This is a genomic window from Dactylosporangium cerinum (genome assembly GCF_042653625.1).
Classification (GTDB): Bacteria; Actinomycetota; Actinomycetes; order Mycobacteriales; family Micromonosporaceae; genus Dactylosporangium; species Dactylosporangium cerinum.
The window spans coordinates 271,907-298,080 of the sequence record NZ_JBHSIU010000011.1; the positions used below are offsets into that span (position 1 = coordinate 271,907).

Sequence of the window (26,174 nt, forward strand, 5' to 3'; positions counted from 1 at the left end):
CATGATCCGGTTCCTGGTGCGCCGGCTCGCGCTGCTCCTGCTGGGGCTGCTCGTCGCCAGCCTGGTGATCTTCCTCGTGCTGAGGGTGCTGCCGGGCGACGTCGCGCACGTCATCGGCGGGACGAACGCGACCCCGGAGCAGGTCGCCAGGATCCGGACCGCGCTCGGCCTGGACCACAGCCTGCCCAGCCAGTACCTGCACTGGCTGGGCGGGCTGCTCCGCCTCGACCTGGGCGAGTCGCTGCTGACCGACCAGGCGGTCGGTGCGGCGCTCGCCGACCGCAACAGCGTGACGGTCCCGCTCACGATCCTGTCGTTCGTGATCGCGGCGCTCATCGCATCGACGCTCGGCGTGTACTCGGGGCTGCGGCACGACCGCCCGGCCGGCGTGGTCATCAGCTTCGTGTCGCAGGCCCTGGCCGCGGTCCCGGCGCTGTGGCTCGGCCTGCTGCTCATCATCGTGCTCGGCAACGGTGTCGGCCTGCTCGGCGTCCTGCCGAGCAACGGCTTCCCCGACGACGGCTGGAGTTCACCGTTGGCGGCGCTGCGGTCGCTGCTGCTGCCGGCGCTGACCATCGGGCTCATCGAGGGCGTCGTGCTGCTGCGGTTCGTGCGCTCCGCGGTCCTCGAAGCGCTCGGCCAGGACTACGTCCGCGCTGCCGCCGCCCGCGGCCTGACCCGCACCCAGGCGCTGCTGCGGCACGGGCTGCCCAACGTCGGGCTGTCATTGCTGTCGATCTCCGCGCTGCAGATCGCCGCACTGGTCACCGGGGCCGTGGTGGTCGAGTCGCTGTTCAACCTGCCGGGCGTCGGCCGGATGCTCGTCGGCGACGTCGGCAGCCGCGACCTGACCGCGGTGCAGGGCGAGGTGCTGTTCCTCACCGGGATCGTCCTGGTGATCGGCACGCTCGTCGACGTCGCCCACCGGCTCGTCGACCCGCGGCAGAAGGTCGAGGCGGCATGAACACCTGGGTCCGGGAACTGTTGCGCCGGCCGGCCGGCAGGTTCGGCACGGTCGTCGTCGGCGCGGTCTTCGGCGCGGCGCTGCTGTCGCTGTTCTGGACGCCGCACGACCTGCTGCAGCAGGACATCGCGGAACGATGGCGCGGCCCCGGCCAGCAGCACTGGCTGGGCACGGACCAGATCGGCCGGGACACCCTCAGCTGGCTCCTCGCCGGCAGCCGCACCACGGTCCTCGTCGCCACCTGGGCGACGCTCATCGCGGCGGCCGTCGGCATCGCCCTCGCCGCGCTCACCGCGCTGAGCCCCCGCTGGCTCGCCGAGCCCGTCATCGTGGTCGTCGACATCCTCATCGCGTTTCCCGTGCTGCTCATCGCGATGCTCCTGGCCGCCGCGTTCGGCGGGTCGCTGTCGGTCGTCGTGACCGCCGTCGGCGTCGGGGTCGGCGTCAACATCGCCCGTGTGGTGCGGCCCGAGATCCGCCGTGTGCTCGCGTCGGACTACGTCCTCGCGGCGAGGGCCGGCGGCGTCGGGCCCGGCGGCGTCCTCGCCCGGCACGTCATCCCCGGCGCCGGACCGGTCGTCATCGTGCAACTGTCCTATGTGGCCGCCATCGCGATCCTCGCCGAGGCGAGCCTGTCCTACCTGGGCTACGGCGCGCCCCCCGGCACGCCGTCCTGGGGGCGCAGCCTGTCGGAGTCGCAGCAGTACATCTCGGTGCAGCCGGCGTCGGTGCTGTGGCCCGGCCTCGCGATCGCCCTCACCGTTCTGGCCATCACGCTGCTCGGCGACGCGCTGCGCGAGGCCCTCGACCCGCGCCTGCGCCGCAGGCCGGCAGTTCGGCCGGCAGCGAAGGAGGCGGCCACGTGAGCCTGGCGATCGAAGACCTGCGGATCTCGATCCGGGGCAGGACCGTCGTCGACGGGGTCAGCCTGGCGCTCGGCGACGGCGACCGGCTCGGGCTCATCGGCGAGTCGGGCTCGGGCAAGTCGCTGACCGCCCTGGCCGTGCTGGGGCTGCTCCCCGCCGGCAGCACCGTCACCGGCAGCATCCGCCTCGACGGCCGTGAGCTCGTCGGGCTCGGCGACAGGGAACTCGCCGCCGTGCGCGGCAAGCGCGCCGGCATCGTCTTCCAGGAACCCGTGACCGCGCTCAACCCCATCCGCCGCGTCGGCGCGCAGATCGGCGAGTCGCTGCGCATCCACTACGGCTTCTCCAAACGGCAGGCCCTGGAACGGGCCGTCCGGCTGGCGGAACGGGTACACCTGCCAGATCCCGAACACATCGTGCAGCGCTATCCACATGAGCTGTCCGGCGGTCAGCGGCAACGGGTCGCCATCGCGGCGGCCCTCGCCACCGGACCGCGGCTGATCATCGCCGACGAACCGACGACGGCCCTGGACGTGACGATCCAGGCCGGCATCCTGGATCTGTTCGACCGTGAGGTCGGCGAGTCCGGCGCGTCACTGCTGTTCATCACGCACGACCTGGCGGTGCTCGCCCGGATCGTGCCCAGGGCCGTGGTCCTCGCCGCGGGCCGGGTCGTGGAGGAGGCGACCGTCGAGGGCCTGCTGACCGCGCCGGCCCACCCGGTCACCGCCGCCCTCGCCGAGGCCGCCTACGCGACCGGCTTCACCGACCCGGCCTTCGAGGGGCACCGATGAGTGGCCCGCTGCTGAGCGTCCGTGGCCTTTCGCGGGTGTACCGGCTGCCGCGGCAACGCCTCGGCGGACCGGCACCGGTGCACCCCGCCCTCCTCGACGTGGACCTCGACGTCGCCGAGGGCGAGATCCTCGCGGTGATCGGCGAGTCCGGCTCCGGCAAGTCCACCCTGGCGCGGCTCCTGCTCGCCCTGGACCGCCCCACCAGCGGCACCGTCACCTTCGACGGGCGGCCGGTCACCGCCGGGCCGGCCCGGGAGCTGCGCTGGCTGCGCGCCGCCACCGGGATCGTGCTGCAGGACCCGTACGCCTCCCTCAACCCCCGCTTCAGCGTCCACGACATCGTCGCCGAGCCGCTGCGGGCCCTGCGCGTGCCCGGCGACCACCGCCGGCTCGTCACCGACGTCCTGGCCCGCGTCGGCCTGGCGGCGGACCGCGCGGCGTACTACCCGCACGAGCTGTCCGGCGGTCAGCGGCAGCGGGTCGCGCTGGCCCGCGCGGTCGTGCACCGGCCCAGGCTCCTCGTCGGCGACGAGCCGACCTCGGCGCTCGACGTCACCGTCCGGGCGGAGATCATCGCCCTGCTGCGCGACCTGAACGCCACCCTCGGCCTGGCGATCGTCCTCGTCTCGCACGACCTCGGCCTGGTGCAACGGTTCGCCGGGCGGGTGGTCGTCATGCACGAGGGCCGGGTCGTCGAGTCCGGCCCGACCGACGCCGTCCTCGGCGACCCCCGACACGCCTACACGCGGCGGCTCGTCGCCGCGGTCCCACGTCTGCCCGCAAGGAGCACCGATGCCTGACCCCGACCGACCGTTCAAACTGGGCTTCCTGACCCACGTCCACGGCTACGGCCGGCCCACCGAGGCGGTGTACGCGGACCTGCTCGACACGATCGCCGCCGCCGAACAGTTCGGCTACGACGGCGTGTTCCTCGCCCAGCACCACTTCAGCCACGACGGCGCGCGGCTGCCGTCGCCGCTGGTGCTGCTCGCCGCCGCGGCCCGCCGGACCGGCCGGATCGAGCTGGGCACCGCGATCAGCACCATCGCCCTCGAAGACCCGCTGCGCTTCGCCGAGGACGCCGCCGTGCTCGACGAGCTGTCCGGCGGCCGGGTCCAGCTCGGGCTCGGCACCGGCGGCGCCAACGCGGCCGCATACCCGGCGTTCGGGTTCACGCCCGAGACACTGGACGAACGCTACGACGCGGCGCTGGAGACCGTGCACGCCGCGATCGAGGGCAAGCCGGTGCGGGGCACCGACCTGGCGCTGCACCCGCCCGTGCCGGACCTGCGCCGGCGGATCTGGCAGTCCACCTCCCGGGTCGAGAAGGCCCGGCGGATCGGCGCGGCCGGCGACGGGCTGTTCATCGGCACGTTCATCCACCGGCCCGAGGACGACCAGCTGCCGCTCATCGACGCGTACCGCACCGCCTACCGTGACGGCCCGGCCGGCCCCGGTCCGCGCGTCGGCGCCGCGCGGGCGGTGTTCCCCGGCGGCTCGCGGGCGGCGGCCCTGGCCGACCTCGGCCGTGGACTGGCCCTGTTCCGGCGGCAGGTGCAGCGCTTCGTCGACCTGTCCGAGCACGACGACGAGCAGCTCGCCGAACGCATCAACGTCCACTACGGCGGCACCGCCGACGTCGTGGACAGCCTGCGCCGCGACCCGGCCCTGTTCGGCCACGTCGACTACTTCTTCCCCGTCGTGCAGCACGAGGCGTCCAGCGCCGCCGAGGACATCCACCGGCTGGAGATCATCGCCACCGAGATCGCGCCCGAGTTCGGCTGGAGGCCGGCGTCATGAGCTTCGGATTCCAGACCCACGTGCACGGGCTCGCACCGGCCCGGGAGCTGCTGCCCGGCCTGATCGACCTGTACGTCGCCGCCGAGGAACTCGGGTTCACCTCCGGCTGGATCGCCCAGCACCACCTCGGCAACGACGCCGGCCTGCTGCCGTCACCACTCGTCCTGCTGGCCGCCGCGGCCGAGGCCACCAGCACGATCCGGCTCGGCACCAGCGTCCTCGTCCTGCCCCTCGAGCACCCGGTCCGGGTCGCCGAGGACGCTGGCGTGCTGGACGTGCTGTCCTCCGGCCGGCTCGAACTGGGGCTGGGCGTCGGCGGGCCGTCGGTGCCGGAGTTCGCCGCGTTCGGCAAGGCCCCCGAGCGGCGGCACGAGCTCTACGCCGAGCACCGCGACCTGCTGCTGCACCTGCTCGGCGGCGGTGAGGTCGCCGACGGGCTGCGGGTCAGCCCGGCCGTGCCGCAGCTGCTGGAGCGGATCTGGCAGTCACCGTCGACCCCGGAGCGGGCCGCCGAACTGGCCGCGACCGGCCACGGCCTGCTCGTCGGTATCGGCCCCGGAGACGTCCAGCGCGCGCTCGCCGACGCCTACCTCGCCGCCGGCGGCACCAGGGTGGCCGCGTTCCGCGGCGGGTTCCCCGCGCTGACCCCGGGCGGCGACCGGGAGAGCCAGGCGGCGCTGCTGTGGCCGGACATCCGTCGGTACGCCGAAGGCCCGCTCTCGCAGCGGTACCTCGGCGCCGCCCCCGGGCCGCACGAGGTGCTGGCCGGGCTGAACGTCCACTACGGCAGCGCCGAGCAGGTCGTCGCCTCGGCGCTCGCCGACCCGCTGCTGGGCGTCGCCGAACACTTCGTCTTCGCCGTCCAGGCGGCCAGCACCAGCATCGACACCGCCCTGCGCACCCTGGAACGCCTCGCCGCCGAGGTGGTCCCGCACCTGAGCGGAGCCGTCCATGCCGCGCCCTGACCACCTGCAGTTCGGCGCGCTCGTGCACGGCTCCGGCGGCCACATCGCCGGCTGGCGGCACCCGCGCGCCAACCCCGACGGCGAACTGGACATCGACTTCCACGTGCGGCTCGCCCGTACCCTCGAGGACGCCGGCTTCGCGGCGCTGTTCGTCGCCGACGTCGTGGCGATCTGGGGCCACCAGCTGGACTCCCTGCACCGCACGACCCGCGCCGACTACCTCGAGCCGATCACCCTGCTGGCCGCGCTGTCGCAGCGGACCTCCCGGATCGGCCTCGTGGCCACCGCCACCACCAGCTACAACGAGCCCTACCACCTGGCCCGCAAGTTCGCCTCCCTCGACCACATCTCCGGCGGGCGGACCGGCTGGAACGTCGTCACCAGCGTCGTGCCGCTGGAGGCGCAGAACTTCGGGCGGGCCGAACACTTCTCCCACGAGGAACGCTACGAGCGGGCCGCCGAGTTCGTCGACGTGGTCAAGGGCCTGTGGGACTCCTACGCCGAGGACGCCCTGCTGCGCGACAAGGCCGCGGGCCGGTACTTCCGCCGCGACGGACGGCGCGCGATCGACCACCACGGCAAGCACTTCGACGTCGCCGGGCCGCTGAACCTGGCCCGCCCGCCGCAGGGCCACCCGGTCCTCTTCCAGGCCGGCGCGTCGGCCACCGGACGGGCGTTCGCCGCGCGGTACGGGGAGGTCATCTTCACCTCTCCGGTCAGCACCGAGGCCGCCGTCACGTACCGCCGGCAGCTCGACGCCGCGGTCACCGCGGCCGGCCGCGACCCGGGCGACGTGCGGGTGTGGCCGCTGCTCACCCCGATCGTCGCCGACACCGACGCCGAGGCGGCCGCCATCCTCGCCGACCTCGGCTCCCTCATCCACGACGACGTGCTGCGCCGCCTGGTCCAGGACAACTTCGGCGACGAGGACTTCAGCGACCTGGACCTCGACGAGCCGCTGCCCGACTTCGGCGAGGACACCAACCGCTCGCAGAGCCGCCGCGCCGGCCTCCTCGCGCTCGCCCGCGGCGAGCGGCTGACGCTGCGGCAGCTGGCGCTACGGTTCTCCGCCCGCGCCGATACCGCTGGCTCGGCGGCCACCGTCGCCGACCGGATCGCCGAGGTGTGGGCGACCGGCGCGGTCGACGGGTTCAACGTCTCCTTCCCGTACCTGCCCGAGCAGGCGGACCGCTTCACCGCCGAGGTCCTGCCGATCCTCGCCGAGCGCGGCCTGTTCCGCCCGCCGCCGGACGGCACGTTGCGCCAGCGGCTCGGCCTGCCGTACCCCACGCGACAGGGGCCCCGATGACCCGCCGGCAGCTGCACCTGAACGGGTTCCTCAAGGGCGCCGGCGAGTACCACGCCGGGTGGCGGGTCCCGGGCAACCCGCCGGATGCCGGCGTCAACTTCCCGTTCCTCGCCGAACAGGTCCGCCGCCTCGAGGCGGCCACGTTCGACTCGGTGTTCCTGCCCGACCTGCTCGGCGTCCCCGACGACCCACCCGAGGTGACGGAACGCGTCGCGTGGTCCAACGACACCCTCGAACCGACCACCGTCCTGGCCGCCCTGAGCGCCGTCACCAGCCGCATCGGGCTGGTCGCGACCGCGTCGACGTCCTACCACCAGCCCTACACTGTCGCCCGGGTCTTCGCCTCCCTGGACCACCTGTCCAAGGGCCGGGCCGGCTGGAACGTCGTCACGTCCCTCAACGACGCCGAGGCCCGCAACTTCGGCCTCGGCACGCATCTGCCGCACGCCGTGCGGTACCGCCGCGCTGAGGAGTTCTTCGACGTCGTCGCCGGGCTGTGGGACTCCTTCGACGACGACGCCGTGTGGGCCGACCAGACCACCGGACGGTTCTTCGACCCGGCCAAGCTGCACTGGCTGCACCATCACGGCGAGTTCTTCGACGTCGCCGGGCCGCTGAACATCCGCCGCCCGCCGCAGGGCCGTCCGGTGATCGCCCAGGCCGGCTCGTCCAGCCCCGGCCGGGCACTCGCCGCGCGGATCGCCGACGTCGTGTTCACCCGGGCGCTGCCGCTCATCGACGCGCAGGCGTACTACGCGAGCGTGAAGGACCAGGCGGCCGGGTTCGGGCGCGACCCGGACCAGGTCCTCGTGCTGCCCGAGCTGGCGACCGTGGTGGCCCCGACGCGGGCCGAGGCCGAGGACCGCTTCGCCGTCGTCCGCGACCTGCTCGACCCGCGGGTCGCACTCGCCGACGTCGCATACTGGGCCGGTGTCGACCTCGGCGGGCTGCCGCTGGACGCCCCGCTGCCGCCGCTGCCCGCCGGGAGCAACCGCAGCGCGGGGGCGCAGGCCGAGATCTACGCACAGGCCGAACGCGACAGCCTGACGATCGGCGACCTCGTGCGGATCGTCGCGGACGGCGACGGCGCGATCATCGGCACGCCGGCCGACGTCGCCGACCACATCGAGGAGCACTTCACCCAGGGTGCCGCCGACGGGTTTAACGTCTCGTTCCCGTGGCAGCCCGAGACCCTGGTCGACTTCACCGAGCTGGTCGTGCCCGAGTTGCGCCGCCGCGGGCTGTTCCGCACCGCGTACACCGGCGCGACGCTGCGCGAGCACCTCGGCCTCGACCGCCCACCGTCACACCGTCCCGCATGATCGACCCAACGAGAGGAACCGACCATGGCAGTGCAGTGGATCGCACCGAAGTTCGGCGGACCCGAAGCGCTCACCCTGGTGGAGGCCGACGTCCCGCCACCCGCCGCGGGTGAGGTCACCATCGACGTGCGGGCTGCCGGCGTGAACCCGGCCGACTACAAGCACCTCGCCGCCGAGCGCGGCCCCGACCGGCCGCTGCCGCTGCTGATCGGCTACGAGGTCGCCGGCGTGCTCAGCGCCGTCGGGCCGGGCACCGAGATCGCCTCCGGCGGCGGCACGGTCGGCGACCCGGTCGTGGCGTTCCGGATCAGCGGCGGCTACGCCTCGCAGGTCACCGTGCCGGCGAAGGACGTCTTCGCCAAGCCGGAAGCGCTGGACTACCCGGCCGCCGCCAACCTGCTGCTCGCCGGGTCGACCGCCGCCGAGGCGCTGCACGTCACGCGGGTCGCGGAGGGCGAGACGATCCTCGTGCACGGCGCGTCCGGCGCGGTCGGCGTCAGCGTGCTGCAGCAGGCCCGGCTCATCGGCGCCAGGGTCGTCGGCACCGCGAGCGAACGCAACTTCGACCTGGTGCGCGGCTTCGGCGCGGAGCCGATCGCCTACGGCCCGGGGCTCGTGGACCGGGCGCGGGCGGCCGCGCCCGAGGGCATCGCTGCGGTCATCGACACCGTCGGCACCGACGAGGCCATCGACTCGGTCGGCGAACTGCTCGCCGACGCCGGCCGCGCCGTGACGATCGTCGTGTCGGACCGCTCGCGGGCTGCCGGGGTCACCGCGATCGGAGGCGCGCAACCAGCGAGCGCGGCGTTCCGGGACGCCGTCCGCGCCCGGCTGCTTGACCTGGCCGCCGACGGCCGGCTCGTCGTCCCGGTCGCCCGGAGCCTCCCGCTCGACGAGGCCCTCGCGGCGCTCGACCTGGTCCGCGGCACCCACCCGGGCGGCAAGGTCGCCCTCATCCCCTGAAGGCGACACAGACCACACTTTGTCGATCGAAATAGTGGGTTAGGATGACGGGCGAGTCCAGCGCGGGATGAAAGGGGAGAGCTCGATGCATGCGTCGTCCGGCCTCCCCACCGTGCTGCTCACCAGCCGGCGCGTGATCGACCACGCGCAGGTCGCCAGCTGCCTGTGTCGGTGACACCGCACCGCCGCTGACGTTCGTGGGCCACCGCGCCCTCCCCCTCACCGCGCGCACATCACCGCGCGCACCTTTCCCTCCCCGGAGTGCCGTCATGTCCCAACCCACCTCGCCCGAACCCACCCAGCCGGACGACCAGCCGCAGCTGCCGGCCCGCCGGCGCAGCAGCTGGCCCTGGATCGCGGGCGCCGTGGCCGCGGTCGTCATCGTGGCCGGGGTGGCCTTCGCGGCCACCCGCGGCGACGACTCGGGCGACTCGAAGACCGTCCGCGTCGGCGTCACCGACGCGTCGCAGCCGTACTGGAAGACCTACGCCGACCTGGCCAAGCAGCGGCTGAACGTGACCGTGACGTTCGTCAACTTCAACGACTACAGCCAGCCGAACCCGGCGCTCAAAGAGAATCAGCTGGAACTCAACCAGTTCCAGCACATCCAGTACCTTGCCAACTACAACGTCACGGCGAAGGACGATCTGCAGCCGATCGGCGCGACCGCGGTCTACCCGCTGCCGCTGTACTCGCTGAACTACACGTCGGTGAGCGCCATCCCGGCCGATGCGAAGGTCGCGATCCCCAACGACGCCATCAACCAGGCGCGGGGGCTGCTGGTCCTGCAGTCGGCCGGGCTGCTCACGCTGAAGAACGGCGGCGGCGCGTTCTCCAGCACCTCCGACATCGCCACGAAGAAGGTCGACGTGGTGACGCTGGACGCCTCGCAGACGGCGGGCGCGCTCAAGAGCGGCTCCGTCGCGGCGGCGATCGTGAACAACAACTACGCGACCAGCGCGGGCCTGGCCCGCACGGCGGCGGTCTTCCAGGACGACCCGGCGAGCGCCAGCGCGGCGCCCTACGTCAACGTGTTCGCCGTGCGGGCCGCGGACAAGGACAACGCGACCTACCGCAAGCTCGCCGAGCTGTACCACGACCCGGCGATCGAGGAAGGCGTGCAGAAGTCCAACGGCGGCACCGCCATCTTCCGCCAGGTGGCCCCGGCCGAGCTGCAGACGCTGCTGCAGACGGTCCAGGGCCAGGCCGTCGCCGCCGGCAAGGGCAAGTAGGCCCGCCGACCGTGCCCGCACCGCATGTTCGGCTGACCCACGTCAGCAAGACGTTCACCCGGGGGCGCAACGGCCCCCGGGTCGTGGCCCTGGACGACGTCAGCCTCGAGGTCGCCAAGGGTGAGGTGTTCGGCGTCATCGGGCACTCCGGCGCCGGCAAGAGCACCCTGATCCGGCTCATCAACGGCCTCGAATCGCCGACGAGCGGCCAGGTGCACGTCGGCGGGCACGACATCACCGCACTGTCCGAAGGGGACAGACGCGGCGTCCGGCGGGACATCGGCATGATCTTCCAGCAGTTCAACCTGTTCCGCTCCCGCACCGTGGCCGGCAACGTCGCCTATCCGCTGAAGGTGGCCGGCGTCGGCCGGCCGGAGCGGGACCGGCGGGTGGCGCGGCTGCTGGACTTCGTCGGCCTCCTCGACCGCGCGCACGACCACCCGGAGCAGCTGTCCGGCGGGCAGAAGCAGCGGGTCGGCATCGCCCGCGCCCTGGCCACTGAGCCGTCGCTGCTGCTGGCGGACGAGGCAACCAGCGCGCTCGACCCGAAGACCACCGGCGAGGTGCTGGCGCTGCTCGGCCGGGTCAACCGCGAGCTCGGCGTCACCGTCGTGCTCATCACCCACGAGCTCGACGTCATCCGGGCCGTCGCCGACCGGGTCGCGGTCATGGAAGGCGGCCGCATCGCGGAGACCGGCACCCTGTACGACGTGTTCGCGCACCCGCGCACCACCGCGGCCGCAGACTTCGTCCGCGACGCGCTGCGGGACCGGCCGTCGGCGGAGACCCTCGCGCGGCTGCGCCGCCGACACCCCGGCCGGCTCGTGACCATCGCCGTCCGCGACCGCTCCCAGACGGCCCTGGCCAAAACGTTCCTCGCGCACAACGTAGCCGCGGACATCGTCTTCGGCGGCATCAGCGAACTGCAGGAACGCCCCGTCGGCAGCCTCACCTACGAGCTGACCGGCGACGGTGTCGACGCCGCCCTGGCCGCGCTGCGGGCCGACGGCGTCGACGTGCGCGAGGAGGACAGCTGACGTGGACGAGTTCCTCACCAACCTGCCGGTTTTCCGCGAGGCGATCTGGCAGACGTTCTACATCGTCACCATCTCGGTCGTGGCGGGCGGACTGCTCGGCCTCGGCCTCGGCCTGGTCCTGTACGCGACCCGCCCCGGCAGCCTCCTGGCGAACCGGGCCGTGTTCATCGCGGTCAACATCCTCGTCAACGTCGTCCGCCCGATCCCGTTCGTCATCTTCCTCACCGCCATCCAGCCGCTCATGCTGGCCACCATCGGCACCACCATCGGCACCGACGCGGTCACCTTCGCCCTGTCCCTCGCCGCCGCGTTCGCGGTCAGCCGCATCATCGAGCAGAACCTCCTGGCGGTCGAGCCGGGCGTCATCGAGGCGGCCCGCGCCGCCGGCGCCCGCCCGCTGAGCATCCTGCTCACCGTGGTCGTCCCCGAGGCCCTGGGCCCGGTCATCCTCGGCTACACGTTCATCTTCGTCGGCGTCGTGGACATGTCCGCGCAGGCCGGCCTGTTCGGCGGCGGCGGCCTCGGCGACTTCGCCGTCACCTACGGCTCCCAGCGGTACAACTGGCCGGTCGTGTACATCACCGTCGCCACCATCATCGTCATCGTCCAGGCCGGCCAGTTCGTCGGCAACGCGCTCGCCCGCAAGGCGCTGCGCCGCTGAGGTCTCATCGTGCGGGCGGCACCCACGGGCCGACGCCACCGATGCGCTCGACGGTGTACCGCACGATGAACCCCGGTCCCTTCGGGGCGGGAAACTCGGTCTCCGGCGACATGTACACCTTCGTCAGCCGGTTGAGCAGATCCCAGGCGGCGTCGCTCGGCTCGACGACGGCGCGCGCATGCAGCACGGCGTACTCGTTCAGGAACACGCCGGGCACCCGGGGCGCGCTGAAGGACAGCACCACGCGCGGGTCCCGCTCGATGTTGCGCAGCTTCACGTACCGCGACATGTGCCCGCTGACGAGCTCGTCGCCGTCGAGTCCGACCCACACGACGGTCACCTGCGGGCTCCCGTCGGCGTTGATGGTGCTCAGATGCACCAACGGTCCGGACGCGATCAGGTCCCGCAACTCCTGCGGCAGGCGTTGTGTCATGCGCCCACCGTATCTACGGCCGGTGTGGGCGCTCGGGCCGAAGTTCGCAAGCGCCGGGCCATTTCACCCGGCGCTCAGGTCGCGGCCAGCCGGACCGCGAGCGCGATGAAGACCGTCCCGGCGATCCGGTTGAGGATCGTCTGGGCGCTGGCCCGCCGCTGCAGCCAGCGACCGAGCCGGCCGGCGGTGACCCCGATGACCGCGTCGATCAGCAGCCCGACCACGACGAAGGTCAGACCGAGGATGAGCAGCTGCAGGGTCGGGTGGCCCCGCCCGGCGTCGACGAACTGCGGCAGGAACGCCAGGTAGAACAGGACGATCTTCGGGTTGAGCAGGTTCGTGACGGTGGCCCGCCACAGCACCCGCCGGGTGCCGGTGCGCTCCTGGGCCTCGGGTGTCCGCGCCGGCTCGGAGCTGCTGCGCCAGGCCTGGATGCCCATGTAGATCAGGTACGCCGCGCCGGCGTACCTGATCACGCCGAACAGCACCGGTGACGCGGCCAGCAGCGCGCCGAGGCCCAGCGTCACCGCGACCGTGTGCACGAGCATCCCGATCGCCATGCCGACCGAGGCGACGACCCCGGCGAAGGGGCCCTGGCTCAGCGACGTGGCCACGATGTAGAGCATGTCGGGGCCGGGAGTGATGCAGATGACCAGGATCGCGACGAGGAAGACCAGGAACAGCGCGAGGTTCAACGGCATGGCCGTATCGTCGCACCGGCGGAGGATTTGCGGGTGCCCGCGGGTTACGGGTGCCGGCGGTTTGCAGGTCCCGGCGGTTTACAGATGCCGCCGGTTTACAGGTGCCGCCGCCAGCGGCCTTCGGTGACCACGTCGGCCGTGCCGTCGACGACCCGGATGGCGGTGTCGTCGTCGATGAAATAGATCGGGAAGTCGGCCCGTGCGGCGATGCGGTCGGCCCAGGCGTCGTCGCGTTCCGGGAAGTCGGGCGAGTGCAGGTGCGGCTTCAGATACCAGTCGAAGAGCCCGAACGGCGGCGTGAGCGCGGTCGCGCCGAGGGCGTGCAGGTCCGCGAGGTCGCCGATGACCTCGCCGGAGTGCTCGTCGAGGTGCTGGCTGAAGATCATCGAGCCGGCGCTCACGCCCACGTAGACCCGGCTGCGCAGCGCCTCAAGGACGTCGTCGGCCAGGCCGGCGCCGGTGATGCTGCGGGCCAGGTGGTAGTGGTTGCCGCCCTCGACGTAGATGACGTCGGCGCGCAGCAGCCGGTCCAGCACCGTCTGCCGCGGCAGGCCGTTGAGCTCCAGGACATTGAACGTGCGCCAGCCGAGCCCGTACATCCGGTGCAGCCGCTCGATGAGCCAGCCGTGGTCGCCGGACTCCGCCACGGACGCGGTCGGCACGCACACGACGTCCGCCGCCCCGAACGGCTTGCCCAGCAGGCCCCGGAGCGCGTCCAGCAACGTGTCGTTGGTCAGGCCGCTCGACGTCAGTAGCATCCGCACGCGTGCACCATCCTCTTGCTTGATCCTTTGTCGGTTCACCGTAGCCGGTGGCTCAGCGCCAGATCTGCAGGACGATCGGTCGCGTGCGTTCGGTGAAGCCGGCGCCGCCCAGCAGCGCGTGGAGGTCCCGGTCGAAGTCGGGCAACCGGTCGCCGAACAGGTGCGGAGTGGAGCTCGAGAGGGAGTAGACGGCGGCGACTATGTCGGCCGCCGACCTGCGCACCTCGCGGCCTGGCAGCTCGATCACGCGGGGGCCGTCGAACCCGGCCATCCGGTAGATCTCGTCCTCGTGGCCTGGGGAGTCGCCGGGGACGGGCTGCTTGGCGCCCAGGTACGTCTCGACCAGCGCCGTGATGGCGTCCCAGGGTGGGCTCTGTCCGCCGGTGCCGTCGCCACGGTGGGTCGTCGCGCCGACGTGCACCAGAGCGCCACCGGGCACCAGAGCGTCACCGGGCACCAGAGCCTCACCGGGCACCAGGAGGCGGCGCGCCGCGGCGGCGACCCGTGGCCGGTCCATCCAGTGGAACGATTGCGCGAGCGTGATGACGTCGACGGGTGGCAGGTCGGCCGGTAGATCCTCGGCCCGCAGGCATCGCCAGGAGACGTTGCCCACGTGCCGCGCGGCCGCCTGCCTGGCGCCCTCGTCGAGCATCCCCTGGTCGGCGTCGACGCCGATCGCATGGGCGAACCGCGCCGCGAGGAGCAGCGTCAGCGAGCCCGGCCCGCAGCCGACGTCGAGCAGCGTGCCCGTGCCGTCGAGGCCGAGCTCGGCGACCAGGGCTCCGGCGAGCTCCGGCGGGTAGGCCATCCGGCCCGCGGCGTAGTGGGCGGCGGCTCCGGCGTACAGCGACGGATCCCAGCGCCAGGCGCTGTGGTGGGCGGGCACCGGGACAGCATCACCAACCCCGGGCCCGCCCCGCAACCCGGCGTCAGGCAGCGTTCAGTGCCGGGACCGCATGCATGGAGGAGAGCTGGCGGTGGAACGCCCGCCGCAGGTTCGTGACGCTCTCGCCGTTGCCGCTGAGTGTTCTTTGGCGCTCATGCGGCAGTCCTGTCTTGCGACGGGACGGTCCCGGTCTGATCCGCTGGTGCGGTGCCGGGTTGACGGTTCTTCGCCTCCTGCCCACCGGGGTGGGTCTTCTGGTTGGCTCCACGTCCTGCCACCGGGCCACTCCCGGCGGTTGACACCTGCGCCGTGTCCGCGGGGTTCGCGGCGAGGTTGGCGAGGTTGTGTGCGGCGTTGAGGTCCCGGTGCAGGACCAGGTCGCAGCTGGTGCACGTGTACGTCCGTTCGCGCAGGGGCAGTTTGGCTTTCACCGCGCCGCAGCGTGAGCAGGTCTTGCTGGACGGATACCAGCGGTCGGCGACCACGAGCCGGCCACCGTGCCACACCGTCTTGTAGCCGAGTTGCCGGCGGATCTCGGCGAAGCCGGCGTCGGCGATGTGCCGGGCCAGGCTCCGGTTGCGCAGCATCCCCGCCACGTGCAGGTCCTCCACCACGACCGTGCCGTAGGTGCAGGCAAGGCGGGTGGTGAGTTTGTGCAATCCGTCACGGCGCAGGTCAGCGACTCGGGCGTGTGCCCGGCCGAGCCGGGCCGACGCCCGCCGCCACCGCCGCGACGGCGCCCGTCCGGTCCGGCGGTCCGGACCCTGCCTGCGGGCCATCGCGCGGCCGAGTGCCCGCAGCCGGGCCTGCGCGGCGTCGAGGTGGCGTGGGTTGGCGATGAGGTCGCCGGTGGACAGTACGGCGAGGTGGCGGATGCCGACGTCAACACCGACCGTCGCGGTGGGCTGCGCCGGTCGCCGGTCGGTGCGCTCGACGGTGACGGTGAACGCGACATGCCACCGTCCGCCGGCCCGACGGACCGTCGCGGACATGATCCGCGCGGTACCCGCCTCCACCCGCCGGGCGAGTTTCCGCGCCGACTCGTGCAGCTTCAACCGACCCAGCCGCGGCAGCACCACATGCTTGCGGTCCGGCTCCACCCGGATCGCACCCGTCGTGAACCGGACGCTGGGTGCGCTGCGGTGCCGGGTCTTGAACCGTGGGAACCCGATCGGACGGCCGGCCCGCTGGCCGCGGCGGGAGTCACCCCACTGCTGCAGGCCGCGGGCGAGAGCGTCCAGACCGGTGTTGAACGCCTCCTTCGACACCTCCCGCCACCACGGCGCCACCACACCCTTCTCCACGTTCCACACCCGCCGCAACGCCGGCAACGACCAACCCGCCAACGGCGTCAACAACTCCTCGGCCACGCCGTAGGACCGCTCCGCCGAACGCTGATCCAACACCGCCTTCACCCGCGCCAGAGACCAGTTGAACGCCACCCGAGCCGCACCCGCATGCGCCAGCAACGCCCGTTCCTGAGCCGGGGTGAGGTCCAGGGCGAACCGGTACGCCTGCACCGTCTGCACCACGCGCACCCCCGTCCCCGACCGTGTCAGCGAGCAGTATGAACCGCGGGTACGACACTTTCCGCCAACACCTGCAACGCACGACACTCAACAGCGTGAGAGCGCTACAGCACACTCAACGACCACAGTTCGCAGCCCCTTCCACCGGTGTGTACAGCGGGGTCCATCGGTAGCCCCGGGATCTCTCTGAGGCCCCGGCGGCGTGATCCGAGCCACTGTCCACGAGGTCCGGGCGCCGCAGCGTCAGGGACTGGAACCGGTGACCGCGGCCCTCACCGACGATGTGGAAGTCCACCACGTCGAACCAGGCGGAGGCGAAGCCGAGCAGCTGCTCGTCGGTGCGCCACGAGAAGAACCGCGGTGGCACGTACTCGTCGTTGTCGACGGCCCCCTCGGCGCTCTCGGTGCCGCCGTAGACGCCGAGGAAGAACAACCCGCCGGGGCGCAGGACGGCCCGGATGGCGGCGAGGACCGTGGGTAGGTCGTGGTTCGGTACGTGCAGCAGGCAGTTCATGGTGTACACCGCGTCGAACGAGCCGGGCGGCACGTCCAGCTGCAGGAAGTCCATGACGTGCGCCTCGAGGCCCTTGGCCCGGCAGTGCTCGACCATCGCCGGGGAGAGGTCGGCCGCCACGACGGCGAAACCCTCGTCCCGGAAGTAGACGCTGTCCTGCCCGGTGCCGGCGCCGATTTCCAGCAGCCGCGCGCCCGGCGCCAGCCGGTCCCGGAACGCCTGCCGCTCCGCGAGCTTCCACGGCTCCTTGCCGAGCCCGTCGCGCCAGGCCGCCCGCGCGTCGTACGCCGCCTGCAGCGGGCCGAGGACATCGTCGTACCGAACCGTCATGCCGATCATTGTCGTCGGGGAATTCGGTTGACGCTGTGGCCGATCGCGGCGAGGTTGGTGCTGGTGGGCAACGTGCGAACGTTCAATGACCTCGTTGATGAAGCCGCCGCGGTGGACGTGTCCGGGTGGAGCTTCGCCTGGCTCGACGGCCGGGCGACGGAGGAGCGGCCGCCGTGGGGATACGCGCGGCAGCTCGCGGCGCGGCTGGCCCGGGTCGGCTCGGCCCTGGACATCGACACCGGGGGCGGCGAGATCGTCGGGGAGGCGCCGCAGCTGCCGGCGAGGATGGTCGTCACCGAGGGCTGGCCGCCGAACGTCGAACTCGCCCGCCGCCGGTTGGCGCCCCGCGGCGTCGAGGTCGTCCACGTCGAGCAGGGCAAGCCGCTGCCGTTTCCCGACGCCGGCTTCGAACTGGTGAGCAGCCGCCATCCGGTGGCTCCCGACTGGCCGGAGATCGCTCGCGTGCTGGCCGGCGGCGGCACGTACTTCGCCCAGCACGTCGGGCCGGGGTCGGCGTTCGAGCTCATCGAGTGGTTCCTCGGCCCGCTGGCGCGGACCGGGCGCGACCCCGGACACGAGGCGACGGCGGCGCGGGCGGCCGGGCTGGAGGTCGTCGACCTGCGCACCGTGCGCTGCCGGATGGAGTTCTTCGACATCGGCGCGGTCGTGTACATCCTGCGCAAGTGCGTCTGGTGGGTGCCCGACTTCACCGTCGACCGGTATCGCGAACCCCTGGAACGGCTGGACGCCCACATCCGCGAGCACGGCGCCTTCGTCGCCCACTCCAGCCGGACCCTGGTCGAAGCGAGACGGCCCGCCTACTGAACGCGCGCGTCGTATTCGGCGCGGGCCGCGTCGATGAGCGGCAGCGCGCCGGTGGTCCATGCCAGCAACGGCGTGGCGGCGTCGAGCAATGCGGTCCCCAACGGCGTCAGTTGGTACGTCACGTTGGGCGGCATGACGTTGTGGACGGTCCTGGTCAGGATGCCGTCGCGTTCCAGGCTGCGCAGGGTGACGGTGAGCATGCGCTGGCTGACGCCGTCGATGGCGCGTTTGAGCTCGGTGAAGCGGTGCGGCCCGGCGCCGAGGACGGACACGGTCCGCAGCACCCACTTGTCCTCGATGAGGTTCCGGCAACTGGTCGGCCGGGCCGCCTCGCCCTCCGCTGCGCTCATGGTTACCTCCACGGAACCGGGGCACGCGAATGTGCCTGATTGCGCCGGATGCGCCGGCCCCTCGATCATAGAGGTGGTTCTCGAAAGGTACCGAGGCACTCGGGAGAACCACTCCTCACGCTGACGAAGGACGGATCAACCATGTCTACGTATCTGCTGGTTCACGGCGCCTGGCACAGCGGGCAGAGCTGGGACCGGGTGGTGCCGCTGCTGGTCGCGGCCGGGCACCGGGTGCTCGCGCCGTCGCTGACCGGCCACGGCGACCGCGCCGACCTGCTCGGCCCGGAGGTGGGACTCGACACGTACGTCGACGACATCGTCCGGCTGCTCGTCGAGGAGGACCTGACCGAGGTGGTGCTGGTCGGGCACAGCTACGCCGGGATGGTCATCTCCTCGGTGGCCGAGCAGGTCCCGGACCGGCTCGCCCACCTGGTCCACCTCGACGCCATGGTGCCCGACGACGGCGAGAACGCGATCGACGTCATCCCCATGACCCAACTCCTGATCGACCAGGCCGCCCGGTCCGGCACCTGGCGCATCCCGCCGCTGCCGGAGCTGCCGCCGCCCGCCGGCCTCTTCGGCGTCACCGACCCGGCGGACATCGCCTGGCTGCGCACGACGCTGTCGGACGAGCCGGTGCGCTGCTTCCAGCAACGCGTCCGGCTCGGCAACCCCGCCGCGGCCGCGATCGCGCGCACCCACATCCACTGCGTCGCCGGCGCGCCGGCGGGCCGCCGGCCCGTCCCCGCGACGCAACCGGTGTGGGAGCTGCCGACCGGTCACGACTGCATGGTCACCATGCCGGTCGAACTGTCCGAGCTGCTGCTCAAGCTCGCCTGAGTTCGCCGGGCAGGCCGGCGGCGCGCAGCGTCAGCACGTCGGTCGTTGCGCGCAGCGCGGCCAGTACCCCGGCGTCCGGCGTCGCGAACACGGCGTCGTAGTCGCACTCGCCGGCAGCCGGGTCGACCGCGAATGCGAGCCGCGGCCCGTCGAGCGAGAACTGGGCATCGATGCCGGGCTTGTTCCCGCGCGGGTCCTGGCGATGCCACCGGCCGTCGAGGTGCACCGCGACGAGGCCGTGCAGCACGAACCCGCCGCCCGCCGTGGCGAGGCGCTGGTAGCAGAGCCCGGCCGGCACACCTTCGGCCCGCAGCAGCGCCGCGAGCAGGTGCGACTTGGCGTAACACAGCCCCACCCGATGCTCGAGCACCTCGGCGGCGGTGACGGTGACCCGTGGATCGTCGACGTCGAAGGAGTGCCGCACCTCGTCACGGACGAACTCGTACGCCGCCTGCGAGAACCCGGCGTCTCCGGCGTGCCGCTCGCGGAGCCGGGCCGCGGACGCGCGCACCGCGGGGTGATCGGCCTGCACCACGTCACCGGCGGAAAGGAATGCCTCGACTGCCACAACCCGAGGATACGGGCGCGTCAGTCGCCGGCTGCCCGGTCGGTGAAGCCGAGCCGGCGGTTCATCGCGATCGCGGACGCGTTGCGCGGGTGGTGGAACGCGACCAGCCGCCGGTACCCGGATGCCCGGACGAAGCGGATCGCGAGCAGTTTCAACGCCAGCGACAGGCCCCGCCCGCGGTAAGGCGCGAGCACACCGGTCATCTCGGAGAACGCGTATCTCGGCTCCGGATGGAGCGAGGTCGCGGACATCCCGATCCAGGTGCCGTCGTGGATCGCGAGGACGATGCCGCCCGGGTCGAACGACGGCACGTCGATGCGCTGGGCGACGTATTCGTCGTAGGTGTAGAACGGGCCCCGGTCCGGGATGTCGGCCGAGCACGTCTTGTTGAGGTCGTAGAGCGCGCGCAGGTGCAGCGGCGTGTCACCGAGCTCCGCCAGGGTCGTGAACCTGGCGCCCGACGCCTCGGCCCGCCGCAGGTACAGCGAGAACTCCGCGTCGTCGAACCGATCCACGTCCAGTTCGAGCCGCACCCAGTCCACCACGGACGACAGCCTATGCGCCGGACGGCGGGGTCGGTGGTCTGTAGAGCGCGACCGCCGCGTGTTTGAATCTCGCGATGGATGCGCAGCGGTGCTGGGAGATCGTCGAGGCGGCGCGGTCGGAGGCCGGGACCGACTGGGACAACCTGGACGAGAGCCTTGGGGTGGCGCTGCGCGACCAGCTGGTCCGGCTGTCGCTCACGGAGATTGTCGAATTCGATGCCCAGTTCGGCGTTCTGCAGTACCACGTGGCCCGTGACGACCTGTTCATGGCGGCGTTTCTGATCCACAACGGTTGCGGCGACGACTCGTTCAGCGACTTCTGTGCCGGGGTCGTGGGGCTCGGCCGGCAGTGGTACGAGCTGGCGTTGGCGGATCCCGACAACCTTGCCGGACACCCGGCGGTCCAAGGGGTCGCGGCGGGCACGGTGAACATCAGTGTGTTGCTGACCGAGCGCTTCCAGTTCGCTCCGCGGCGTGCGTTGAAACAGGTCGCCGGCGACGACCGCAGCTACTACGAGGCGTTGGATCGTGCCGAACAGGCCGGGCTGCCTGTCGGCAGCCCGGCCGGAGCTGCCCCGGTGCCGCCGCGCCGGTTGGAGCGGCTCGCCGCGATGTTTCCCGAGCAGCAGGCGAGCCTGGAGCTGTTCTACCCGGACCTCACCGTGGTGGGCGGGTGAGTATCGAGGTGAACGTCGCGAGGTAGCTGTCGTGCGCGAGGTGGAGTCCGGCGAGCTCGGTGGCGTCGAACCAGGCGATGGCGTCGTGCTCGTCCGGCGCGGCGTTGACCGGGGTGCCGGCCCAGCTGTCGACCAGCCAGATCTGCAGGTCGTACGTGGCGCCGGCGACGTGCTGCGCCGGCGGCCCGGTGGGTTCCGCGACGGCGACTCCCAGCTCCTCCCGCAGCTCACGGACCATCGCCGCGCCGGCCCGTTCGCCGGGCTCGATGTGCCCGCCCGGCAGGTCCCACACGTCGGGGTCCCAGCGCCGGGTGGCGGACCTGTGGCACAGCAGCACCCGGTTGCCGTCGCGCAGGACGGCCGCGACGACCTGGGCCCGGGCGTCACTGTCCACGGGATCCGTCCCTTCAATCGCCCGCCGTCAGGGGGTTGTTCCGCGCCATCGGCAGGGTCGAGAGCCGGGGCCAGCGCTGCCGCACCAAGGATCGCATGGCGTCCGTCAACGCGGCGACTCCGGCCAGCTGCGTGTGGCCGGCGGTCATGGTCGTGACGACGTCGAGGCGGTGCAGCAGTCGTTCCCGGGCGGTGGCGGTGCCCCATTCCCAGTCTGCGCGGGTCAGGGCCGCCCAATGGTCGGCGCCGCGCCGGGCGGCCCGTTGGACGAGGGCGTCGCCCTGGATGAGCCAGCCGACGCAGGCGTCGGTGAGGTCGTCGCCCGTCGTGGGGTGGCCCAGTGACCGCCGGGTGTCGTGGTAGGCCGCCTCGGCCGCCGCGATCTGCGCCGCGGGCAGCGCGGTGACGCACCAGCAGGTGGGGAAGCCGATCCGGAGGTACGCCAGCTCCACCATGGCCGGGCCGCGCTGCGCTCCTTCCAGGTCCACGAACCGGATCCCGTCGTCGGTCAGCACGGCGTTGTCCGGGCACGGGTCGCCGTGCAGCAGCGACCCGGCGCCATCACCGTCGAGGCGGTCCAGCACGGCGCGGAGTTCGTCGGCGGCGGACGGCGGGACGGGCACGTCGAGCCGCTGGGCCAGGCTCAGGAACGCGTCGACGTCGTCCTGTCCCGCACCGCGATAGGGCGGCAACCCGGCGGTGGGGGAGGTGTGCAGCCGGGCCAGCGCGACGGCGTAGTCCACCGTCCAGCGCACCTCGGCCGGCCTCGTGTGCGAAAGGTACTCGAGCACCAGCACCAGGTCTGCGGGGTCGGCCGCGAGGAGGGCGGCGACAGGGCTGGGTCGCACCTGTCCGGCGAGGCGCAGGGCGGTCACCTCGTTGCGGAACCGGTCGGCCGCGTCCGGCCCGCCGGTGACGCGTTTGACGATCGCGGGCGCGCCGTCGAACTCCACCAGACTCACGTCGGAACGCGGGCTGCTGTCCAGCCGGCGCACCAGGACAGGGGCGCCCAATTCGGCGCGGATCACCTCGGAGATCGACAAATCAGGACCGTGCGGCATGACGTGAGTATCCATTGCCTGCGCGACCTGCGGCGGGCATGATACGCGCATGATCAACGAGTCGGTGGCGTACCAGGCCAGGTACCGCGTGAGCTGGACGGTCTGGGGCCTCGTGGTGGCCGGCCTGATCGCGGGCACCGTCGCGCTGGTCGTGGGCGGCCCGGACGTGGGGCCGCTCGTCGCTGCGGGCTGCTTCGCGGCGTCCGGCACCATCTTCGCGCTGTACGGCCACGCCGCGCTGACCGGCAAGGTCGGGCTGCGGGTCGACCAGCGGGGGATCCAGTTCGGCGGGCGGCCGCCGCTGTACCGCGCGACGTCCGACTTCGTGGCGTGGCCGGACATCTCGGCGGTCTACCTGTTCCGTGTGCGCCTGCTGCTGTGGACCGAGACCTACGTCGGCCTCGAGGGCCACGACGGTCCGGCCCCGCTGCCGCAGCGCATCCCGGCCAACCTCGTGAGCATGATCTGGCACGTGCCGGCCGACGTGGTGACGGCCAGCCGCTCCACCAACGGGTTCCCGGTGGACCCGGCGGCACTGACCGCCGCGATGCAGCACGTCGCGCCGGGCGTCCCCGTCGTGGATCTCACCGCCGTGGCGCCGATGCTGACGTCCACCCCGCGCTCGCCCTTCGGCTGAGGCAAGAGGCGTAGAGTCGCGCAGTGACTGTGGAGCAGGTTCGGGACGCGTACACCGCCATCGCCGACATCTACATCGGGCTGTTCGGCACCAGCGAGCAGGTGCACGCCGAAGATCTCGCCTTCATCGGCCGCCATCTGACGATCCGGCCGGGCACCGTCCTCGACGCGGGCTGCGGCCCCGGTCACATCACCGGCTACCTGCGGTCGCTGGGCGTCGACGCGCGGGGGATCGACATGGTCCCCGAGTTCATCGCCTACGCGAAGGCGGCCCACCCGGACGGCGAGTATCAGCTCGGGTCGATCCGCCACCTCGACCTCGAGGACGGCTCCCTCGCCGGTGTCCTGGCCTGGTTCTCGCTGATCCACCTGCCGCCCGAGGAGATCGACGGTGCCCTCGCGGAGCTGCGGCGGGTGTTGGCGCCCGGGGGCACGCTGGTGGTCGGCTTCTTCGACTACGACGAGCTCGGCGCCTTCGACCACAAGGTTGCGACGGCCTACCGCTGGCCCGCCGACGAGTTGTCCGCACGGTTGGCGGCGGTCGGTTTCACGGAGGTCGAGCGCCAGCACCGGCCCGCCGACGGCACGCACCGCCAGGTCGCGGCGATCGCGGCGGTCCTGAGCGGGTCGTGAGCCGGCTCAGCGGGTGGCGATGCGGCGTTGCGGAGGGGCGTGATCCGGCTCAGCGGGTGGTGTTGCGGAGGGGCGAGGGCGGGCTCAGCGGGTGGCGATGAGGCGTTGCAGGGAGGCGCGGGCGGGCGGGCCCCAGGTGGGCTGGCCGCCGGGCCGGCCGTGGACGCCGTTGTCGCCGATGAGCAGGCCGGCGAGGGCCCGGCCCAGTGCCCAGCCGCGGGCGCGGCGCAGGGTCGCGGCGTCCGGCGCCGGCTGGTAGGCCGCGTGGAAGCGGTCGCGGTCGCCGTCCGGTAGCAGGATCCACGCGGCGGCGAGGTCGCAGGCCGGGTCGCCGGCGCAGAGGTCGCCGAAGTCGATGACGCCGCAGATGGCGCCGCCGGCGGTGAGGACGTTGGCCGGGTGCAGGTCCGCGTGGATCCACAGCGGCGGGCCGGTCCATGCGGGCGCGGCGACCGCGTCGTCCCAGGCGGCGGTGACGGCGTCCAGGTCCTCGATCAGCCCCAGCTCGGTGGCGGCGGCGAGGCTCCTGGCGAACCCGTCGGCCACGTCGGCGAGCCGGCCGCCGCGGCCCCGGCCGGTCGGCGCCCCGTCGGGGGCGGGCCGGTGCAACGCGGTCAGGAACGCGGCCAGGGACTCCGCGGCGTCCGCCCCGGGCGTGACCGGGGCGCGGTCGGCGGGCGTGCCCGGCACCCAGGTGGTGATGAGCCAGGGCCGAGGGAACCGGGCGGTGGGTTCGCCGATCCGCTGGGGCACGGGCACCGCCAGCGGCAGTCGCGGCGCCAGCGCGGGCACCCAGGCGTGTTCCTTGCGCAGCAGGGCGTCGGCGTCCCCGGTGGCCCAGGGCAGCCGGACGGCGAGGTCGTCGCCGAGCCGCCACAGCTGGTTGTCCCAGCCGCGGGCGCCCAGGCTCACCGGGCGGTCGGCGAGGTCGGGGTGCTGCTCCCGCACCAGGTCCCGGATCAGTTCAGCGGTGATCTCACGCTCGTCGTGGGACATCCCATGAACCCTAGTCCAGGGCCGCAATATTTCGAAAACGATGGATGCGTCGATGGGTGTGGCGCAGCCTGACGGGTGTGAGACGAGTCTTCGGCGTTGTCGTGTCGCTGGTGGCGTTCCTGGTGCCGGGCGCGGTGGCGGTCGCGGCCACCGGCACGCCCGTGGACGGTGGCACGGCGATGTGCCCACGTGCGGTCCGCCTCGCCGACGGGCGGGTGCTGCTCACCGTCACCCAGTTCCCGCCGGGTGGCCCGGCCGGGGCGATCTACGAGCACGCCGGCGGCGGGTTCCGGCGGGTCGGCACGGTCGCGGATCCCGATGCGCGGCAGGGCCTGTGCTGCACGACGCTGTTCGAGCTGCCCCGGCAGGTCGGTGCGCTCGGCGCGGGCACGCTGCTGTGGGCCGGTGCGGTCGGGCAGGACGGCGGCGGCGAGCGGCGCATGGCGGTCCGGTTGTGGGCCAGCACCGACGCGGGCCGCAGCTGGCGCTTCCTGTCGACGGTCGCCCGGTCCGGCACCAGCGGCGGCCTGTGGGAGCCGGAGCTGGCCGTCGACCCGGGCGGGCGGCTTGTCGCGTACTTCGCCGACGAGAGCCAGCCCGGCCGCAGCCAGGTCCTGGTCCAGGCGGTGTCGACCGACGGGGTGACCTGGTCGGCGCGGACGCCGATCGTGACCGGCCCGCAGCCCGGGCACCGTCCCGGCATGCCCGCGGTGCGCCGCCTGCCCGACGGTCGTTGGCTGCTGGCCTACGAGGTGTGCGGCTTCGGCGGGCAGTACGACTGCGCGGTCCGGTCGCGTACCTCGGCCGACGCGACGAACTGGGGCGACCCGGCGCGGCTGGACCCGGTGGTGACCATCGCCGACGGGCGCTACCTGACCGCGACCCCGACGCTGGCCACGACCGCCACCGGCCGGGTGCTGCTGATCGCGCAGCGGGTCCGCGCCGCGAACGGCACCGACCTGCCGGCCCCCGCCATGTTCACCAGCCTCGACAGCGGCCGGAGCTGGTACGCCACGGCGGCGCCGGTCGTGGTCGCCGGCCCCGGCCCGGCGTCTGCGCGAACTACAGCCCGGTCGTGGTGCCCACGGTTGACGGCGCCGGCGTGCTGGAGGTGACCACCGACGACACCGGGGCCGGCTGCCGGGCGGTCTACCGCGAGGCGCTGCTGCCGCCGGCCTCGAACTCCGCCGGCCGGTTCGCGCACTCCAGCGGCGCGTGCGTCGACGTGGCCGCCGGCGGCAATGCCAACGGTGCCGCGGTGCAGGCGTGGCAGTGCAACGACGCGCCGGTCCAGCGGTGGACGCTGCGCCCCGACGGCTCGGCCGAGGCGCGCGGGCGCTGCCTGGACGTGCCGGGCGCGGCGACCGCCGCCGGCACCCCGTTGCAGATCTGGGACTGCAACGGCACCGCGGCCCAGCAGTGGCTGCGCCGCACCGACGGGTCGCTGCTCAACCCGAACTCGGGCCGCTGCCTGGACGCGCCCGGCGGGGTCACGACCAACGGCACGCGGCTGCAGCTGTGGGACTGCAACGGCGCGGCGCCGCAGCGGTTCCCGTTCACCGCGTGGTGATCCCGGCGCT

The 26,174-nt window shown here is 72.8% G+C and carries 30 protein-coding genes and 1 pseudogene; 19 read left to right on the top strand and 12 right to left on the bottom strand.

Annotated features, from left to right (window positions below; translation table 11 throughout):
- The first annotated feature begins 1 nt into the window (after position 1).
- The 12 genes from ACFPIJ_RS10150 (at position 2) to ACFPIJ_RS10205 (ending at position 11,913) form a co-directional block, all read left to right on the top strand.
- A complete protein-coding gene (locus ACFPIJ_RS10150) occupies positions 2 to 964 on the top strand; it encodes an ABC transporter permease (RefSeq protein ID WP_380114445.1) in 963 nt (320 codons plus the stop codon).
- Positions 961 to 1,830 carry an ABC transporter permease gene (locus ACFPIJ_RS10155; protein WP_380114447.1) on the top strand — a complete coding sequence of 290 codons (870 nt, stop codon included), beginning with the start codon at positions 961 to 963 and terminating at the stop codon, positions 1,828 to 1,830. The genes ACFPIJ_RS10150 and ACFPIJ_RS10155 overlap by 4 nt, the downstream gene beginning before the upstream one ends.
- The gene (locus ACFPIJ_RS10160) at positions 1,827 to 2,624 is read left to right on the top strand and encodes an ABC transporter ATP-binding protein (protein WP_380114448.1); all 798 of its coding nucleotides are present in this window, start codon (positions 1,827 to 1,829) and stop codon (positions 2,622 to 2,624) included. Before ACFPIJ_RS10155 ends, ACFPIJ_RS10160 begins: the two co-directional genes overlap by 4 nt.
- Positions 2,621 to 3,424 (top strand): ABC transporter ATP-binding protein, encoded by an 804-nt coding sequence (locus tag ACFPIJ_RS10165; RefSeq protein WP_380114449.1) that lies wholly within the window; start codon positions 2,621 to 2,623, stop codon positions 3,422 to 3,424. Before ACFPIJ_RS10160 ends, ACFPIJ_RS10165 begins: the two co-directional genes overlap by 4 nt.
- Positions 3,417 to 4,424 carry an LLM class flavin-dependent oxidoreductase gene (locus tag ACFPIJ_RS10170; protein WP_380114450.1) on the top strand — a complete coding sequence of 336 codons (1,008 nt, stop codon included), beginning with the start codon at positions 3,417 to 3,419 and terminating at the stop codon, positions 4,422 to 4,424. The genes ACFPIJ_RS10165 and ACFPIJ_RS10170 overlap by 8 nt, the downstream gene beginning before the upstream one ends.
- The gene (locus ACFPIJ_RS10175; RefSeq protein ID WP_380114451.1) at positions 4,421 to 5,389 is read left to right on the top strand and encodes an LLM class flavin-dependent oxidoreductase; all 969 of its coding nucleotides are present in this window, start codon (positions 4,421 to 4,423) and stop codon (positions 5,387 to 5,389) included. Before ACFPIJ_RS10170 ends, ACFPIJ_RS10175 begins: the two co-directional genes overlap by 4 nt.
- Entirely contained in the window at positions 5,376 to 6,698 is a 1,323-nt protein-coding gene (locus ACFPIJ_RS10180) for an LLM class flavin-dependent oxidoreductase (protein ID WP_380114452.1), read from the top strand. Before ACFPIJ_RS10175 ends, ACFPIJ_RS10180 begins: the two co-directional genes overlap by 14 nt.
- The gene (locus ACFPIJ_RS10185) at positions 6,695 to 8,020 is read left to right on the top strand and encodes an LLM class flavin-dependent oxidoreductase (protein ID WP_380114453.1); all 1,326 of its coding nucleotides are present in this window, start codon (positions 6,695 to 6,697) and stop codon (positions 8,018 to 8,020) included. The genes ACFPIJ_RS10180 and ACFPIJ_RS10185 overlap by 4 nt, the downstream gene beginning before the upstream one ends.
- A gap of 24 nt (positions 8,021 to 8,044) precedes the next feature.
- Positions 8,045 to 8,983, top strand: a complete 939-nt coding sequence (locus ACFPIJ_RS10190) for an NADP-dependent oxidoreductase (protein ID WP_380114454.1) — start codon at positions 8,045 to 8,047, stop codon at positions 8,981 to 8,983.
- 269 nt (positions 8,984 to 9,252) lie between these two features.
- Complete coding sequence (locus ACFPIJ_RS10195) at positions 9,253 to 10,215, top strand: MetQ/NlpA family ABC transporter substrate-binding protein (protein ID WP_380114455.1); 963 nt, start codon at positions 9,253 to 9,255, stop codon at positions 10,213 to 10,215.
- An 11-nt stretch (positions 10,216 to 10,226) separates the two neighbouring features.
- Positions 10,227 to 11,252, top strand: a complete 1,026-nt coding sequence (locus tag ACFPIJ_RS10200; RefSeq protein WP_380114456.1) for a methionine ABC transporter ATP-binding protein — start codon at positions 10,227 to 10,229, stop codon at positions 11,250 to 11,252.
- A gap of 1 nt (position 11,253) precedes the next feature.
- Entirely contained in the window at positions 11,254 to 11,913 is a 660-nt protein-coding gene (locus ACFPIJ_RS10205) for a methionine ABC transporter permease (protein WP_380114457.1), read from the top strand.
- A 4-nt stretch (positions 11,914 to 11,917) separates the two neighbouring features.
- Here ACFPIJ_RS10205 and ACFPIJ_RS10210 read toward each other — a convergent pair whose 3' ends face one another.
- The 6 genes and pseudogenes from ACFPIJ_RS10210 to ACFPIJ_RS10235 form a co-directional block, all read right to left on the bottom strand.
- Positions 11,918 to 12,346 carry a PPOX class F420-dependent oxidoreductase gene (locus ACFPIJ_RS10210; protein ID WP_380114458.1) on the bottom strand — a complete coding sequence of 143 codons (429 nt, stop codon included), beginning with the start codon at positions 12,344 to 12,346 and terminating at the stop codon, positions 11,918 to 11,920.
- Positions 12,347 to 12,420: 74 nt separating this feature from the next.
- Positions 12,421 to 13,047, bottom strand: a complete 627-nt coding sequence (locus tag ACFPIJ_RS10215) for a LysE family translocator (protein WP_380114459.1) — start codon at positions 13,045 to 13,047, stop codon at positions 12,421 to 12,423.
- A 95-nt stretch (positions 13,048 to 13,142) separates the two neighbouring features.
- On the bottom strand, positions 13,143 to 13,805 hold the full coding sequence (locus ACFPIJ_RS10220; protein ID WP_380114762.1) for a Type 1 glutamine amidotransferase-like domain-containing protein: 663 nt from the start codon (positions 13,803 to 13,805) through the stop codon (positions 13,143 to 13,145).
- Positions 13,806 to 13,863: 58 nt separating this feature from the next.
- Complete coding sequence (locus ACFPIJ_RS10225; RefSeq protein WP_380114460.1) at positions 13,864 to 14,697, bottom strand: class I SAM-dependent methyltransferase; 834 nt, start codon at positions 14,695 to 14,697, stop codon at positions 13,864 to 13,866.
- Between the two features lie 152 nt (positions 14,698 to 14,849).
- Complete coding sequence (gene tnpB, locus ACFPIJ_RS10230; RefSeq protein WP_380114461.1) at positions 14,850 to 16,226, bottom strand: IS607 family element RNA-guided endonuclease TnpB; 1,377 nt, start codon at positions 16,224 to 16,226, stop codon at positions 14,850 to 14,852.
- Positions 16,227 to 16,452: 226 nt separating this feature from the next.
- Positions 16,453 to 17,079 (bottom strand): annotated as a pseudogene (locus tag ACFPIJ_RS10235) (class I SAM-dependent methyltransferase); the annotation flags it as partial.
- Between the two features lie 63 nt (positions 17,080 to 17,142).
- On the opposite strand from ACFPIJ_RS10235, the gene ACFPIJ_RS10240 reads away from it, so the two are divergent.
- A complete protein-coding gene (locus tag ACFPIJ_RS10240; protein WP_380114462.1) occupies positions 17,143 to 17,895 on the top strand; it encodes a class I SAM-dependent methyltransferase in 753 nt (250 codons plus the stop codon).
- On the opposite strand, the gene ACFPIJ_RS10245 is transcribed toward ACFPIJ_RS10240, so the two are convergent.
- Positions 17,889 to 18,245 (bottom strand): winged helix-turn-helix transcriptional regulator, encoded by a 357-nt coding sequence (locus ACFPIJ_RS10245; RefSeq protein WP_380114463.1) that lies wholly within the window; start codon positions 18,243 to 18,245, stop codon positions 17,889 to 17,891. The genes ACFPIJ_RS10240 and ACFPIJ_RS10245 overlap by 7 nt on opposite strands.
- Before the next feature lie 141 nt (positions 18,246 to 18,386).
- Here ACFPIJ_RS10245 and ACFPIJ_RS10250 point away from each other — a divergent pair, with 141 nt between their 5' ends.
- Complete coding sequence (locus ACFPIJ_RS10250; protein ID WP_380114464.1) at positions 18,387 to 19,085, top strand: alpha/beta fold hydrolase; 699 nt, start codon at positions 18,387 to 18,389, stop codon at positions 19,083 to 19,085.
- Here ACFPIJ_RS10250 and ACFPIJ_RS10255 read toward each other — a convergent pair.
- Together ACFPIJ_RS10255 and ACFPIJ_RS10260 are read right to left on the bottom strand one after the other, a co-directional pair.
- The gene (locus ACFPIJ_RS10255) at positions 19,072 to 19,653 is read right to left on the bottom strand and encodes a transglutaminase-like domain-containing protein (RefSeq protein WP_380114465.1); all 582 of its coding nucleotides are present in this window, start codon (positions 19,651 to 19,653) and stop codon (positions 19,072 to 19,074) included. The two genes, ACFPIJ_RS10250 and ACFPIJ_RS10255, sit on opposite strands and share 14 nt — an antisense overlap.
- 20 nt (positions 19,654 to 19,673) lie before the next feature.
- Entirely contained in the window at positions 19,674 to 20,198 is a 525-nt protein-coding gene (locus ACFPIJ_RS10260; protein WP_380114466.1) for a GNAT family N-acetyltransferase, read from the bottom strand.
- A 74-nt stretch (positions 20,199 to 20,272) separates the two neighbouring features.
- Here ACFPIJ_RS10260 and ACFPIJ_RS10265 point away from each other — a divergent pair, with 74 nt between their 5' ends.
- Complete coding sequence (locus tag ACFPIJ_RS10265; RefSeq protein ID WP_380114467.1) at positions 20,273 to 20,875, top strand: DUF4240 domain-containing protein; 603 nt, start codon at positions 20,273 to 20,275, stop codon at positions 20,873 to 20,875.
- Here ACFPIJ_RS10265 and ACFPIJ_RS10270 read toward each other — a convergent pair.
- On the bottom strand, positions 20,856 to 21,269 hold the full coding sequence (locus tag ACFPIJ_RS10270; protein WP_380114468.1) for an NUDIX domain-containing protein: 414 nt from the start codon (positions 21,267 to 21,269) through the stop codon (positions 20,856 to 20,858). The two genes, ACFPIJ_RS10265 and ACFPIJ_RS10270, sit on opposite strands and share 20 nt — an antisense overlap.
- 13 nt (positions 21,270 to 21,282) lie before the next feature.
- On the bottom strand, positions 21,283 to 22,329 hold the full coding sequence (locus ACFPIJ_RS10275; protein WP_380114469.1) for an aminoglycoside phosphotransferase family protein: 1,047 nt from the start codon (positions 22,327 to 22,329) through the stop codon (positions 21,283 to 21,285).
- Between the two features lie 49 nt (positions 22,330 to 22,378).
- On the opposite strand from ACFPIJ_RS10275, the gene ACFPIJ_RS10280 reads away from it, so the two are divergent.
- Together ACFPIJ_RS10280 and ACFPIJ_RS10285 are read left to right on the top strand one after the other, a co-directional pair.
- Complete coding sequence (locus ACFPIJ_RS10280) at positions 22,379 to 22,966, top strand: hypothetical protein (RefSeq protein WP_380114470.1); 588 nt, start codon at positions 22,379 to 22,381, stop codon at positions 22,964 to 22,966.
- A gap of 23 nt (positions 22,967 to 22,989) precedes the next feature.
- A complete protein-coding gene (locus ACFPIJ_RS10285; protein ID WP_380114471.1) occupies positions 22,990 to 23,598 on the top strand; it encodes a class I SAM-dependent methyltransferase in 609 nt (202 codons plus the stop codon).
- 84 nt (positions 23,599 to 23,682) lie between these two features.
- On the opposite strand, the gene ACFPIJ_RS10290 is transcribed toward ACFPIJ_RS10285, so the two are convergent.
- A complete protein-coding gene (locus ACFPIJ_RS10290; RefSeq protein ID WP_380114472.1) occupies positions 23,683 to 24,594 on the bottom strand; it encodes an aminoglycoside phosphotransferase family protein in 912 nt (303 codons plus the stop codon).
- Between the two features lie 77 nt (positions 24,595 to 24,671).
- On the opposite strand from ACFPIJ_RS10290, the gene ACFPIJ_RS10295 reads away from it, so the two are divergent.
- Both ACFPIJ_RS10295 and ACFPIJ_RS10300 read left to right on the top strand, forming a co-directional pair.
- Positions 24,672 to 25,709, top strand: a complete 1,038-nt coding sequence (locus tag ACFPIJ_RS10295) for a sialidase family protein (RefSeq protein WP_380114473.1) — start codon at positions 24,672 to 24,674, stop codon at positions 25,707 to 25,709.
- A complete protein-coding gene (locus ACFPIJ_RS10300) occupies positions 25,670 to 26,164 on the top strand; it encodes an RICIN domain-containing protein (protein WP_380114474.1) in 495 nt (164 codons plus the stop codon). The genes ACFPIJ_RS10295 and ACFPIJ_RS10300 overlap by 40 nt, the downstream gene beginning before the upstream one ends.
- Positions 26,165 to 26,174: the final 10 nt, after the last annotated feature.